We start from the raw sequence: 12,612 nt of genomic DNA on the forward strand, positions 1-12,612 counted from the left end.
TCATGCGTACCGTTGGATGGTTGGTCCTGAGCGTGGCGATCGTCGCGGGCCTGACGGTTGCCGTTTCCCGCGCGGCGGAGGAGACGCCCACGACGCCTCCGAGTGAGGCGAATGCGCCGGCCACGGCGCAGCCGCCGGCGTCTACCGTGACCATTACGCCGAAAGACGGTGCGCCGCCGCCCTCGGTGACCATCATCGGCGCGAGCGATGCCCACGGCGTGCTCGGTCGCGATGTGCGTAGCGCCGCCGACGAGGACATGGGCCGCATCGTCGACATCATCGTCGACCGCACCGGCCACGTGCGCGCCGCCGTGATCGATTTCGGCGGGTTCCTCGGCGTCGGCAGCCGCAAGATCGTGGTGGATTGGAACGCCATGCGGTTCGGAAAGATTGTCAACAAGAAGGACAGCATCACGCTGGAACTGACCAAGGCGCAGGTTGCCGCCGCGCCCGAGTACAAGGAAGACACACCAATGGTCGTGCTCGGCGCGTCCGGCAGCCTTCAACCGCTGCAAGCCGTTCAGTGACGGAGGGAGGGCTGTCCGTCTGTGCTCTTGTCGAAGCCGAACCATGCAGATCGCGAAGGCCGCGTTGAACAGGACAACGTCGCCGGGCCTCCGCCTGCGGGCCTTCCGGCGCCGTCGCGGCAGAGCCTGCGCGGCCTCGACTGGTTCATCTTCTTCCTTGCCGATGTACAGACCGGGTTCGGTCCCTTCATCGCGGTTTACCTCACGACGCAGAAATGGACCCAGGTCGAGATCGGCCTGGTGCTGTCGATTGGCGGCATCGTCGCCCTGATCGGTCAGATGCCGGGCGGCGCGATCATCGATGCCGCAAAATCCGAGCGGCTGGTGGCCGGACTCGCGATTGCGACCATCGGCTGTTGCGCACTCGCTTATGCGGCGATGCCGATCTTCCCCGTGGTGGTGGCCGCCGCAACGCTTCACGCGGCGGCGAGCTGCGTGCTCGGACCGGCGATTGCCGCGATCAGTCTCGGTCTCGTCGGTCCGTTCGCGATTGGCGAGCGGCTCGGCCGCAACGCGCGGTTTGCGTCGCTTGGCAACGGCGTTGCCGCTGCGGTGATGGGCACCGCAGGCTATTTGCTGTCGAGCCGCTCGGTCTTTCTTGTCACCTTCCTGCTGGTGATTCCGACCCTGATCGCGCTGTCGCGTATCCGCGAGGAGGAGGTGGATATCAGGCGCTGTCACGGCGAGATGCCGCGCGAGGCGGAGGATCGCGGCGATACCAATCTCTGGCATCTGATCCGGCAAAAGCCGCTGATCATTTTCGCGCTGAGCGTGCTGCTGTTGCAGCTGGCGAACGCTGCGATGATGCCACTGATGGCGAGTGCGGTAACGGCGCGGTCGAGCCAGTGGGCGACCGTGCTGGTCGCGTTCTGCATCGTCGTGCCGCAGGCCATTGTCGCGCTGCTATCGCCGACCGTCGGTCGCAAGGCGCAGCTCTGGGGCCGGCGGCCGTTGCTGCTGATCGGATTCGGCGCGCTGGCGATCCGCGGCGCGCTGTTCGCAACCGTACGCGATCCCTATCTGCTGGTGCTGGTACAGGTGTTTGACGGCTTCACGGCCGCGGTGTTCGCGGTGATGATTCCGTTGATCGTGGCCGATGTCGCTTTCGGCAGCGGACATTTCAATCTGGCGCAGGGCATCGTCGGCACGGCAACGGGCATCGGCGCGTCGCTGAGTACGGCGCTCGGCGGCTATGTCAGCGATAAATTCGGCAACGCCACGGCCTTCTTCGGGCTGGCGAGCATCGCTGCGACGGGATTTCTTCTGATTCTGCTCGTGATGCCGGAGACGCGCCGCACAAGCTTCGTCGCCACAAAAGAAGTGGCCGGCTGAACGACGTCAACCGGCCAAATAAGTGGGGGGAAGACAGATATCAGGCGTCGAGATTGTGCAGGCGCCCCCGGTTGCGCAGCACGATCTGGCGGGCGCCGGAGAAGCCCAGAATGCCCTGGGCGTGGAGCTGCGACAGCGCGCGCGAGACGGTTTCCAGCGTCAGGCCGAGATAGTCGCCGATGTCGCGACGGCACATCGGCAGCGCCATCATGCCGGCCACCGCGAGGCGGCGGTCCATTTCAAGCAGGAAGGTCGCAACGCGCTCCATCGCGGTCTTGCGTCCGAGCAGCAGCATGTGGTCTTCGGCGTGACGCAGCTCGCCGGCGGTGATGGCCCAGAGCTTGCGGGCGACCTGCACGTCGGTGCCGGCGGCCTTCTCCAGGCTCGCGCGCTTCACGAGGCGCACATTGGTGTCGATGATCGCTTCGGCGGCGAGGCGGTGGGTCGAGCCGGATTCGAGGCCGAACACGTCGCCGGGAAGATGGAAGGCGCCGATCTGGCGGCGGCCGTCGGAGAGGAGCTTGTAACTGCGCACGGCGCCGGTGACGACCTGGTAGACATACTCTGCCGGCTCGTCCTCGCCGTAGATCTCCTCCTCCTTGCGGTAGGAGAACTCGGTGGCGACGAGACCGACATGGCCGGTGATCGCGCCGAACTGGTCGGTCACGGGATGGGCAGGGGCGATCTTGCCACGAACTTGCGTGTTGATCGCCTGGGTGTTGAGCGTCTCGGTCAGCATCTGCGCCATCTCCGTTGTGATGACGCTTTGGTACGCGGTAACAGGTGCTTCGAAAATTTCGCGCGATATCTTAAGGAGGTTGCCTTACGTACAATCCCGTAGGTCAATTTCCGCGGCGGGCCTGGATGGCGTGACGGATGCGCTTGACCAGGTTTTCGTCCAGAAGCGGCTTCAAAACCACGTCTTTGACGCCTGCCGCCGCCGCCCGGGCTGAGATATTGCGGTCGGGATAGCCGGTGATCAGGATCACGGGCGTGCCCTCGTCGAACTGGCGCAGCCGGCCGGCCAGCTCGATGCCGTTGATGTCGGGCATCTTGTAGTCGATCACATAGCAGTCGGCCCCCGGGGCGCCGCCGGCATTGAGCAGGGCGGCCGCATTCCTGAAGGTCCGCACGGCAAAACCGTCGGTTTCCAGCAGAAATTGCAGGGAGCCCAGGACGGCGGCATCATCGTCGACCACATAGATGGTGGGCTTTGCCGCTGAAATCATTGGGAGCCGCTGGGGGTGCGAGCCAATCTCGATCATGCAGCCTTGGCTATCACAGCCGGCGCGGGCCGAATTGACTTGGCTCAAGCCCGCTTGCCTCAATCCTTCAGCATGCCGGCGCGCATCGCCAGCCGGACCAGCTCCGACAGGCTGCCCGCCTGCATCTTGGTCATGACATTGGCCCGGTAGACCTCGATGGTGCGGGGACTGATGTCGTAGTCGCGGGCGATCAGCTTGTTGGACAGGCCGGCGATCAGGCCCTCCATGACCTGGCGCTCTCTGGGGCTCAGGGACGCGACGCGGGCGGCGACGTCCTGTGCGATGGCCTCGTTCTTGGCCGCCGGCTCGGCCTGACGGATCGCGGTCTCGATCATGGCGGTGAGGCGATCGTCCTCGAAAGGCTTCTCGAGAAAATCGACCGCCCCGAGCTTCATCGCCTCGACTGCGAGGGGCACGTCGCCGTGCCCGGTCATGATCAGGATCGGAAACGGGCTGGCCTGCGCTTTCATCCGCTTCAACAGCTCGATGCCGTCGAGGCCGGGCATGCGCACGTCGGAGACGACGCAACCGAAGGCGAGGCCGGGCAAGGCGTCGAGGAAGTTTTGCGCGTTGTCGAACAGCGTGACACTGAGGCCGGAGGATTCCAGCAGGAAGCTCAGCGAGTCCCGCATCGCGGCGTCGTCGTCGATGACGTAGACATGTCCCTTGGTCGTCATTGCTCAGGTCTCGTCGGCTGCCGGCAGTGTGAAGCGGAATGTCGCGCCGCCCGATGCGTTGCTCTCGGCCCACATGCGGCCGCCGTGAGCTTCGATGATCGAACGGCTGATGGACAGTCCCACCCCCATGCCGGTGTCTTTGGTGGTGAAGAAAGTCTGGAACAGGTTCGGAATGACGTCGTCCTGGAAACCGGAGCCGGTGTCGGCGACCTCGATCTCGATCATGTCGTCGGCGACGCGCGTGTTGGCAACGACGAGCTCGCGCCGCGGCGATTGCGCCATTGCCTCCAGCGCGTTGCGGAACAGATTGACCAGCACTTGCTGGATCTGCACGCGGTCGGCGAGGACGAGATCGGCGTTCGGATCGAGGCTGAAACGAAGCTGCACGTTCTGCTCGCGCGCGCCGGCAAGACCGAGCGCGCCGGCTTCCTCGATCAGCTTGGACAGGCTCTCGACCCGCTTCTCGGACTCGCCGCGCGAGACGAAGTCGCGCAGGCGCCGGATGATCTGGCCGGCGCGCAAGGCCTGCTCCGCCGCGCGATCCATCGCGCTCTCGATCTTCGGCGTGTTGGGATCGCTGCTGCCGGCGAGCAGCCGCCGCGAGCCCTTCATGTAGTTGCTGATTGCGGCGAGCGGCTGGTTGATCTCGTGGGCGAGCGCGGAGGCCATTTCGCCCATCGCGGTCAACCGCGAGACGTGGACGAGCTCGGACTGCAATTCCTGGAGCCTCGCCTGGGTCTGCTGGTGCTCGGTGAGGTCGCGGACGAAGCCCGTGAAATAGGGTTGCCCGCCGGACTCCATCTCGCCGATCGACAGATGCATCGGGAAAGTGGTGCCGTCGCGGCGCTTGCCGGTCACGATGCGGCCGATGCCGATGATGTGCGGATCGCTGGTCGTGCGATAGCGCGCGATGTAGCTGTCGTGGCGGCCGCGATCCGGCTCCGGCATCAGGATGCTGACGTTCTGGCCGATGGCTTCGTGCTCGGACCAGCCGAACAGGCGCTCGGCGGCCGTGCTGAACAGCTGCATGATGCCGTGGCCGTCGATGACGATCATGGCATCGGGAATGGTGTGAAGGATGGAGCGGAGGTGGGTCTCGCGCGTGCGCAGCGCTTCCTCGACCTGCTTCTCCTCGTCGATGTCGAGGAGGATGCCGCTGAGATGACGGGCGACGCCGGCGTCGTCGCGAATGACTCCCGCCCGGGCGCGGATCCACTGTCCGCTGCCGGAATCGTTCGAAACCCTGAAGGAGACGTCAAAGCTGCCGCCGCGTTCGGAAACGCGCTTGATCGCACTCTCCACCCGTTCGCGGTCCTTGGGTTCGAGGCGTGACAGGAAGAGATCGTAGTTCGCCGGTTGGCCCTGCTCGACACCGAGCAGGCTGCTGGCCGTATCCGACCAGTCCAATTCCCGTGTCGTGAGATCGAGATCCCAGGTGCCGACGCCGAACCCCTCGATCCGGACCCGGAAATGCTCGCCGCGACTGTCGTCCGGCGGATGCGTTACACGGGTCGGCACAAGCGGTGGCTCCATTTGTCTCATGGCCAGCTGATTTGCCGCCATCGTGGCCGCAATTTCGCCCATGGCTCCGCCGGAGGCAAGTTCGGATGTCTGAGTCCATTGGCGGATTTCCGGCAAGGCGCCCGCCAATTTGATCTGCCTCATCTCGCTCGGTCCCGGCGAGGCTAGATTTCCCGTCAGTTCACAGCTGTGCGGAGATACCCGATGACATATGCGACCGTGATGGTCAGTCTGGCGCTCGATCAGCCCAATGAGGCGCGTCTTCAGGTCGCGGGCGAGCTCGCCGAGCGATTCGAGGCGGCTCTCATCGGGGTTGCCGCAGCGCGGTTCGCGCCGCCGCTCTATTTTGCCGACGGCGCCGCGGCGCAGAGCCTGATCGATCAGGAGGAGGCTTCCATCAAGACGCGTCTTGCCGATCTGGAGGCTCAGTTCCGTGCCGCCACGCAAAATCGCGGCGGCCGCGCGGAGTGGCGCAGTGCCATGGATTTTCCGGCGCGATTCGTGCTGGCGCAGGCGCGCTGTGCCGACATCATCGTCAGCGGCGGACACAGCCCGGCTTTCTCCGACGCCTTCGCGCTGGCAAGCCCCAAGGACCTGGTGATGCAGGCGGGCCGTCCGCTGCTCGTGGTGCCGGACCGGATCAACTGGCTCGATCTGCGCAGCGTGCTGGTGGCGTGGAAGGACACACCGGAATCGCGGCGGGCCGTGGCTGCTGCGTTGCCGATGATGCGCAAAGCCAGGAATGTCGCCGTCGTCGAAATTCCGGAACAGGGTGACGACCGTTCGGCCATGGTGGCCGGCGTCACCGACGTTGCCGCCTGGCTCGCCCGTCACGGCATCACCGCGACCGCACGCGTTCCGGACATAGCGGGACGCGAAGCCACCGCCATGCGATTGGAGAGAATTGCCGGCGACGTCGGCGCCGGCCTGATCGTCGCGGGCGCCTATGGTCATTCGCGCTTTCGCGAGCTGATCCTCGGCGGCGTCACCGAATATCTCGTCACGCAATCCTCCCGTTGCGTGCTGCTGTCGCACTGACGGCCGCCGGCCAAAAACAAAATCGGAGGAAGCGCCGTGTACAAGTTTCTCGAAGAGACCGTCGACGGCTACATGACGCGCAACGTCAGGACGGTGCAGCGCGATCAGGACCTGCTCGCACTCAGCGAGATGTTCGAAACCGACGATTTCAACTCCTATCCGGTCGAGGACGACGGGCAGGTGGTCGGCATCGTCACCAAATTCGACATCCTGAAGTGCTTCGCGTTCTCACCGAGCCAAATGTTGCCGCGCTACCACGACCTGATGAGCCGCAGGATCGGCGACGTCATGACGCCCGAATTCATCTATGTCAGTCCCGATACGCGGCTGACGCGCGTGCTCCAGATCATGGTCGAGCACCGCATCCGGAGCATCATCGTGCTCGACGGTGCGCAGAAGCTGGCCGGCATCATCGCCCGCGAGGACGTGATCAAAGCGCTGAAGGCGACGGCGGGGGAGTGATCTCCCTCGTAGAATGGGCAAAGCGAAGCGTGCCCACGCACATTTTGCGATCATGAAGAGGTGGTGGGCACGGCGCAAGTGCGCCTTTGCCCACCCTACGAGAGCGGTTCAACTGGCGGCTCCGCAGAAATACGGGACTCTCCCGGAAAAAGCCCGCCGGATACTCAGAACCAAAACGCATATCTTGATTTCAATCAATTCCCCGCGAGGGTGAATGTGGTTTCTGGCTCCGTGTTCTTTCGAAAGAGAATCCGCGATGCCCCAGCCCTCCATCTCGAAATCCATGACCATTGGTGAAAGCGGCCTGGCTGTGGTGTTCGCAGTCGCCGCCTTTCTCTGCGTGATCGCCTCGGCCAAGGCGCTGGATGCGCCGTTCGCCTTCCATGCGGGCTTGAGCGCCGCGGCGAGCCTTGTCGTGGTGTTCGGCATCATCAACCGCTATTTCGATCGCCCGGCGGAGTTGCCGCCGAAGGAGATCAACGGCCGCCCCAATTACAATATGGGTCCGATCAAGTTCACCGCCGTGATGGCGATGGTCTGGGGCATCGCCGGCTTCCTGGTCGGCCTCATCATCGCCTCGCAGCTGGCTTGGCCGGCGCTGAATTTCGACCTGCCCTGGACCAGCTTCGGCCGTCTGCGGCCGCTGCACACCTCCGCGGTGATCTTCGCGTTCGGCGGCAACGTGCTGATCGGCACCTCCTTCTATGTCGTGCAGAAATCCTGCCGCGTGCGTCTCGCCGGCGAGCTCGCACCCTGGTTCGTCGTGCTCGGGTACAATTATTTCATCCTGGTCGCCGGCACCGGCTATCTGCTGGGCGTCACCCAGTCGAAGGAATATGCCGAGCCGGAATGGTATGCCGATCTGTGGCTGACCATCGTCTGGGTGACGTATCTGCTGGTCTTCCTCGTGACCGTGATCAGGCGGAAAGAGCCGCACATCTTCGTCGCGAACTGGTTCTATCTCGCCTTCATCGTGACAATCGCAGTGCTGCATCTCGGCAACAATCCCGCGCTGCCCGTCTCGGTGTTCGGCTCGAAGTCCTACGTCGCCTGGGGCGGCATCCAGGACGCCATGTTCCAGTGGTGGTACGGCCACAACGCGGTCGGCTTCTTCCTGACCGCCGGCTTCCTCGCCATCATGTACTACTTCATTCCGAAGCGCGCGGAGCGGCCGGTCTATTCCTATCGTCTGTCGATCATCCATTTCTGGGCGCTGATCTTCCTCTACATCTGGGCCGGCCCGCACCACCTGCACTACACGGCGCTGCCGGACTGGACGCAGACGCTCGGCATGACCTTCTCGATCATGCTGTGGATGCCGTCCTGGGGCGGCATGATCAACGGCCTGATGACGCTGTCGGGCGCCTGGGACAAGCTGCGCACCGACCCCGTGCTGCGCATGCTTGTCGTCTCCGTCGCCTTCTACGGCATGTCGACCTTCGAAGGCCCGATGATGTCGATCAAGGTGGTGAACTCGCTCAGCCACTACACCGACTGGACCATCGGCCACGTGCATTCCGGCGCGCTCGGCTGGGTCGGCTTCGTCTCCTTCGGCGCGCTCTACTGCATGGTGCCGTGGATCTGGAATCGCAAAGGCCTCTACAGCCTCAAGCTGGTCAACTGGCACTTCTGGATCGCGACGCTTGGCATCGTTCTCTACATCTCGGCGATGTGGGTCTCCGGCATCCTTCAGGGCCTGATGTGGCGCGCCTACACCTCGCTGGGCTTCCTCGAATATTCCTTCATCGAGAGCGTCGAGGCGATGCACCCCTTCTACATCATCCGCGCTGCCGGCGGCGGGCTGTTCCTGATCGGCGCGCTGATCATGGCCTACAATCTCTGGATGACCGTTCGCGTCGGCGAACAGGAGGTCCAGATGCCCGTCGCGCTTCAACCGGCGGAATGAGGAGTTCTCCATGTCGTTCTGGACGCGCCACCAAATCTTCGAGAAGAACTCGATCGTCCTGATCGTCGGCATTCTGCTGGTGATCGCGATCGGCGGTCTCGTCGAGATCACGCCGCTGTTCTATCTCAAGAGCACGATCGAGGCGGTCGACGGCGTCAGGCCGTACACGCCGCTGGAGCTCGCGGGCCGCAACGTCTATGTCCGCGAAGGCTGCTATCTCTGCCATTCGCAGATGATTCGTCCCTTGCGCGACGAGGTCGAACGCTACGGCCACTACTCGCTCGCCGCCGAGAGCATGTACGACCACCCGTTCCAGTGGGGCTCGAAACGCACCGGTCCCGATCTCGCTCGCGTCGGCGCCAAATATTCCGACGACTGGCACGTCACCCATCTGACCAACCCACGCGCGATCGTGCCGCAATCGGTGATGCCGGGCTATCCGTTCCTCAGCGCGACCGAAGTGGATCCGGATATGATCGCCGACCACATGCGCACGCTGAAGGCCGTCGGCACGCCCTACACCGACGACCAGATCGCGAGCGCAGGCGCCGACCTGAAGGCGCAGGCCGATCCTGACAATGCCGGCTCCGACGCCTTCACCAAGCGCTACGCCAAGGCCGTCGTGCGCAATTTCGACGGCAAGGCCGGCACGCCGACCGAGATGGACGCCCTGATCGCGTATTTGCAGATGCTCGGCACGCTGGTCGACTTCAAGATCTACAACGAGAAAGCCAATCTTCGCTGAGAAGGCATGAACGATGAAAGCCATCCTCACACTCGACAATCTCGCGTCCGGTCTCGTCACCACGATCTGGACGCCGGTGTTCGTCGCGATCTTTCTCGCGATCATCACCTACGCATTATGGCCCCGCAACAAGGCCGCTTTCGACGAAGCGGCACAGCTGCCGTTGCGGGAGGAATGAGAGATCATGACCGATCATCATCACGACATCGATTCCGTCACCGGCAAGTCCACGACCGGGCACGAGTGGGACGGCATCAAGGAGCTGAACACGCCGCTGCCGCGCTGGTGGGTGATCTCGTTCTACCTCACCATCGTCTGGGCGATCGGCTACTGGATCGTCTATCCGGCCTGGCCGCTGATTTCGAGCAATACCACCGGCCTGTTCGGCTATTCGACGCGGGCCGACGTCGCGGTCGAGCTTGCCAATCTCGAGAAGATCCGGGGTGACAAGATGGCGGTGCTGGGCAAGGCCTCGCTCGCCGACATCGAGAAGGACCCGGCTCTGCTGGCGCTTGCGCGGGCCAAGGGCAAGACCGTGTTCGGCGACAATTGCGCGCCGTGCCACGGCTCCGGCGGCGCCGGCGCCAAGGGCTATCCGAATCTGAACGACGACGACTGGCTGTGGGGCGGCACGCTCGACCAGATCATGCAGACCATCCAGTTCGGCGTGCGCTCGGGTCATGCCAAGACGCATGAGGGCCAGATGCTCGCCTTCGGCAAGGACGCCGTGCTGAAGGGCGACGAGATCGCCACGGTCGCCAATTACGTGCGCGCGCTGTCGGGCCTGCCGACCCGCAAGGGCTATGACGCGGCCAAGGGCGAGAAGATCTTCGCGGAGAATTGCGTAGCGTGCCACGGCGACGGCGGCAAGGGCAACCAGGAGATGGGCGCCCCTGATCTGACCGACAAGATCTGGCTCTACGGCTCGGACGAGGCGACCCTGGTCGAGACCATCAGCCTGGGCCGCGCCGGCGTCATGCCGGCCTGGGAAGGGCGGCTTGACCCCGCCACCATCAAGGCGATGGCCGTCTACGTCCACTCGCTGGGCGGCGGAAAATAGCCGAATGGAAGCAAGCGGGGGGTGAACAAAAATGCCCCCGTTTGAGCTGGATCAATCGACGCTGCCGCGTCGGGTCTAGGTTTAATCGCACCTTTCGAGACGCCTGAAGCGATCAACAAGACCGTGAACCCGAACGACCTCACATCGGACGACGACAACGCGCCGCTCTACGTGGCGCAGAAGAAGGTGTATCCCCAGAGCATCTCCGGCACCTTCCGCCGGATCAAATGGGGCCTGATGGCATTCTGCCTCGGCGTCTATTACTTCCTGCCGTTCGTGCGCTGGAACCGCGGCCTCGGCGCGCCCAGCCAGGCGGTGCTGATCGACCTGCCCAACAGCCGCTTCTACTTCTTCTTCATCGAGCTGTGGCCGCAGGAGATCTACTACTTCACGGGTCTCCTGATCGTCGCCGCGGTGGCGCTGTTCCTGATGAACTCGCTCGGCGGCCGCATCTGGTGCGGCTATCTCTGTCCGCAAACGGTGTGGACCGACCTGTTCTACGCCGTCGAGCGGCTGGTCGAGGGCGACCGGCGCGAACGGATGAAGAAGGACAAATCGTCCGATCCGATGAGGCTCGAGCGCATCTCCGAGATCGTGCTCAAGCATTCGATCTGGCTGCTGATCGCGTGGTGGACCGGCGGCGCCTGGGTGCTGTATTTCAACGACGCGCCGACGCTGGTGAAGGAGCTCGTCACCTTCCAGGCGCCTGTCATCGCCTATATCTGGATCGCCATCCTGACGGCGACGACCTATGTGCTCGCCGGCTTCATGCGCGAGCAGGTCTGCACCTATATGTGTCCGTGGCCGCGCATCCAGGCCGCGCTCACCGACGAATGGGCGCTCAACGTCACCTACCGCTACGACCGCGGCGAGAAGCGCACGTCCGTGAAGAAGGCGGCCGAATTGCGCGCGCTGGGCGAACATGTCGGTGACTGCGTCGATTGCTATCAATGCGTCGCGGTGTGCCCGACCGGCATCGACATCCGCAACGGACCGCAGCTCGAATGCATCCAGTGCGGGCTCTGCATCGACGCCTGCGACAACGTCATGACCAAGATCGGCCGGCCGAAGCGGCTGATCGGCTACGACAGCGACATCAACATCCAGCGCCGCCAGGAAGGCAAGGCGCCGGTCTACCGCATCGTTCGCGCCCGCACCGTCGCCTACAGCGCGATCATCGCGGGGGTCGGCGGCATCATGGTCTATACGCTGGCGACCCGCAGCCTGCTCGACGTCAACGTGCTGCACGACCGCAATCCGGTCGCGGTCAGGCTCAGCGACGGCTCGATCCGCAACGCCTATACCGTACGGCTGCTCAACAAGAGCGGCTACGACCGCGTCATCGCGATCGACGCGAGCGGCCCGGCCAATCTGACCACGCATGTCGTCGGCGTCGATTCCGTGACGCCCGACCGGCCGATGATCGTGATCCCGCGTGACACCACCAGCGAGCTGCGTCTGCTGGTCACCGCTCCGGCGGAGAGCAATCCGGAGAAGTCGATTCCCGTGCGCTTCCACGTCACCGATATCGGCCTAGGCGAAGTCGCCAGTGCCACCGACAATTTCGTCGCGCCGTAAGTTCAGGAGACTGCCATGGCCACCAAGCCGCTGACCGGAACGAAAGTGTTCCTGATGCTGGTCGCCTTCTTCGGGCTCGTGATCGGCGTCAACGTCACCATGATGAAGCTTGCGATCGCGACGCTGCCTGGCACCGATGTCGACAGCCCCTATGCCGCGGGCCTCGCCTATGATCGCGAGATTTCGGCGGCGCAGGACCAGGCGGCGCGCAAATGGCAGGTCAACGCCCATATCGAGCGCCGCGCCGATGGCGCCGCCACGCTCCAGGTCGATGCACGTGACGCCAAGGGACAGCCGATGAGCGGCCTGAAATTCGGCGGGCGCCTGGAGCGGCCGACCGACAAGCGCGCCGATCTCGCGGTCGAGCTGTCGGAGACCGGCATCGGCATCTATCGCGGCAAGGCCGCCGCCGTCGCACCGGGGCAGTGGGATCTCGTCATCGAAGGTGAGGCGCGGGGGACGCGCGTGTTCATGTCGCGCAACCGCGTGATCCTGAACTGA

Annotated in this window: 14 protein-coding genes; 10 read left to right on the forward strand and 4 right to left on the reverse strand. The window is 64.2% G+C overall.

The annotated features are described in order from the left end of the window. Window positions 1–2 precede the first annotated feature (2 nt). Complete coding sequence (locus tag AB7532_RS09885; RefSeq protein WP_441234610.1) at window positions 3–527, forward strand: PRC-barrel domain-containing protein; 525 nt, start codon at window positions 3–5, stop codon at window positions 525–527. Between the two features lie 21 nt (window positions 528–548). Beyond that, window positions 549–1,859, forward strand: a complete 1,311-nt coding sequence (locus AB7532_RS09890; RefSeq protein ID WP_441234611.1) for an MFS transporter — start codon at window positions 549–551, stop codon at window positions 1,857–1,859. 40 nt (window positions 1,860–1,899) lie between these two features. Here AB7532_RS09890 and AB7532_RS09895 read toward each other — a convergent pair whose 3' ends face one another. From AB7532_RS09895 to fixL, 4 genes are all read right to left on the reverse strand, one after another. After that, window positions 1,900–2,598 (reverse strand): helix-turn-helix domain-containing protein, encoded by a 699-nt coding sequence (locus tag AB7532_RS09895; protein ID WP_441234612.1) that lies wholly within the window; start codon window positions 2,596–2,598, stop codon window positions 1,900–1,902. 103 nt (window positions 2,599–2,701) lie between these two features. Then, a complete protein-coding gene (locus AB7532_RS09900; protein WP_441239226.1) occupies window positions 2,702–3,124 on the reverse strand; it encodes a response regulator in 423 nt (140 codons plus the stop codon). A 59-nt stretch (window positions 3,125–3,183) separates the two neighbouring features. Further along, complete coding sequence (gene fixJ / locus AB7532_RS09905) at window positions 3,184–3,801, reverse strand: response regulator FixJ (protein WP_441234613.1); 618 nt, start codon at window positions 3,799–3,801, stop codon at window positions 3,184–3,186. Window positions 3,802–3,804: 3 nt separating this feature from the next. Then, window positions 3,805–5,334 carry a sensor protein FixL gene (fixL, locus tag AB7532_RS09910; RefSeq protein ID WP_441234614.1) on the reverse strand — a complete coding sequence of 510 codons (1,530 nt, stop codon included), beginning with the start codon at window positions 5,332–5,334 and terminating at the stop codon, window positions 3,805–3,807. A 192-nt stretch (window positions 5,335–5,526) separates the two neighbouring features. Here fixL and AB7532_RS09915 point away from each other — a divergent pair, with 192 nt between their 5' ends. The 8 genes from AB7532_RS09915 (at window position 5,527) to AB7532_RS09950 (ending at window position 12,612) form a co-directional block, all read left to right on the forward strand. Beyond that, a complete protein-coding gene (locus AB7532_RS09915) occupies window positions 5,527–6,360 on the forward strand; it encodes a universal stress protein (protein WP_441234615.1) in 834 nt (277 codons plus the stop codon). A 36-nt stretch (window positions 6,361–6,396) separates the two neighbouring features. Then, a complete protein-coding gene (locus tag AB7532_RS09920) occupies window positions 6,397–6,822 on the forward strand; it encodes a CBS domain-containing protein (RefSeq protein ID WP_441234616.1) in 426 nt (141 codons plus the stop codon). 256 nt (window positions 6,823–7,078) lie between these two features. Further along, window positions 7,079–8,728: a cytochrome-c oxidase, cbb3-type subunit I gene (ccoN, locus tag AB7532_RS09925; RefSeq protein ID WP_441234617.1), complete on the forward strand. Its 1,650-nt coding sequence runs from the start codon at window positions 7,079–7,081 to the stop codon at window positions 8,726–8,728. 10 nt (window positions 8,729–8,738) lie between these two features. Beyond that, complete coding sequence (gene ccoO, locus AB7532_RS09930; RefSeq protein WP_441234618.1) at window positions 8,739–9,473, forward strand: cytochrome-c oxidase, cbb3-type subunit II; 735 nt, start codon at window positions 8,739–8,741, stop codon at window positions 9,471–9,473. Window positions 9,474–9,486: 13 nt separating this feature from the next. Beyond that, window positions 9,487–9,651: a cbb3-type cytochrome oxidase subunit 3 gene (locus AB7532_RS09935; protein WP_441234619.1), complete on the forward strand. Its 165-nt coding sequence runs from the start codon at window positions 9,487–9,489 to the stop codon at window positions 9,649–9,651. A gap of 6 nt (window positions 9,652–9,657) precedes the next feature. After that, complete coding sequence (gene ccoP / locus AB7532_RS09940) at window positions 9,658–10,533, forward strand: cytochrome-c oxidase, cbb3-type subunit III (RefSeq protein WP_441234620.1); 876 nt, start codon at window positions 9,658–9,660, stop codon at window positions 10,531–10,533. A gap of 111 nt (window positions 10,534–10,644) precedes the next feature. Continuing rightward, window positions 10,645–12,111 carry a cytochrome c oxidase accessory protein CcoG gene (gene ccoG / locus AB7532_RS09945; RefSeq protein ID WP_441239227.1) on the forward strand — a complete coding sequence of 489 codons (1,467 nt, stop codon included), beginning with the start codon at window positions 10,645–10,647 and terminating at the stop codon, window positions 12,109–12,111. Between the two features lie 15 nt (window positions 12,112–12,126). Further along, the gene (locus AB7532_RS09950) at window positions 12,127–12,612 is read left to right on the forward strand and encodes a FixH family protein (RefSeq protein ID WP_441234621.1); all 486 of its coding nucleotides are present in this window, start codon (window positions 12,127–12,129) and stop codon (window positions 12,610–12,612) included.

Origin of the sequence: Bradyrhizobium sp. 930_D9_N1_4, assembly GCF_052076015.1 — a bacterium.
Lineage (GTDB): Bacteria > Pseudomonadota > Alphaproteobacteria > Rhizobiales > Xanthobacteraceae > Bradyrhizobium.

Bases quoted from the DNA above. Each gene is read 5' to 3' on its own strand.
- AB7532_RS09885 (WP_441234610.1), top strand. From the start codon at position 3: ATGCGTACCGTTGGATGGTTGGTCCTGAGCGTGGCGATCGTCGCGGGC.
- AB7532_RS09895 (WP_441234612.1), bottom strand. From the start codon at position 2,598: ATGCTGACCGAGACGCTCAACACCCAGGCGATCAACACGCAAGTTCGT.
- AB7532_RS09900 (WP_441239226.1), bottom strand. From the start codon at position 3,124: ATGATCGAGATTGGCTCGCACCCCCAGCGGCTCCCAATGATTTCAGCG.
- fixJ (WP_441234613.1), bottom strand. From the start codon at position 3,801: ATGACGACCAAGGGACATGTCTACGTCATCGACGACGACGCCGCGATG.
- fixL (WP_441234614.1), bottom strand. From the start codon at position 5,334: ATGGAGCCACCGCTTGTGCCGACCCGTGTAACGCATCCGCCGGACGAC.
- AB7532_RS09915 (WP_441234615.1), top strand. From the start codon at position 5,527: ATGACATATGCGACCGTGATGGTCAGTCTGGCGCTCGATCAGCCCAAT.
- ccoN (WP_441234617.1), top strand. From the start codon at position 7,079: ATGCCCCAGCCCTCCATCTCGAAATCCATGACCATTGGTGAAAGCGGC.
- ccoO (WP_441234618.1), top strand. From the start codon at position 8,739: ATGTCGTTCTGGACGCGCCACCAAATCTTCGAGAAGAACTCGATCGTC.
- AB7532_RS09935 (WP_441234619.1), top strand. From the start codon at position 9,487: ATGAAAGCCATCCTCACACTCGACAATCTCGCGTCCGGTCTCGTCACC.
- ccoP (WP_441234620.1), top strand. From the start codon at position 9,658: ATGACCGATCATCATCACGACATCGATTCCGTCACCGGCAAGTCCACG.
- AB7532_RS09950 (WP_441234621.1), top strand. From the start codon at position 12,127: ATGGCCACCAAGCCGCTGACCGGAACGAAAGTGTTCCTGATGCTGGTC.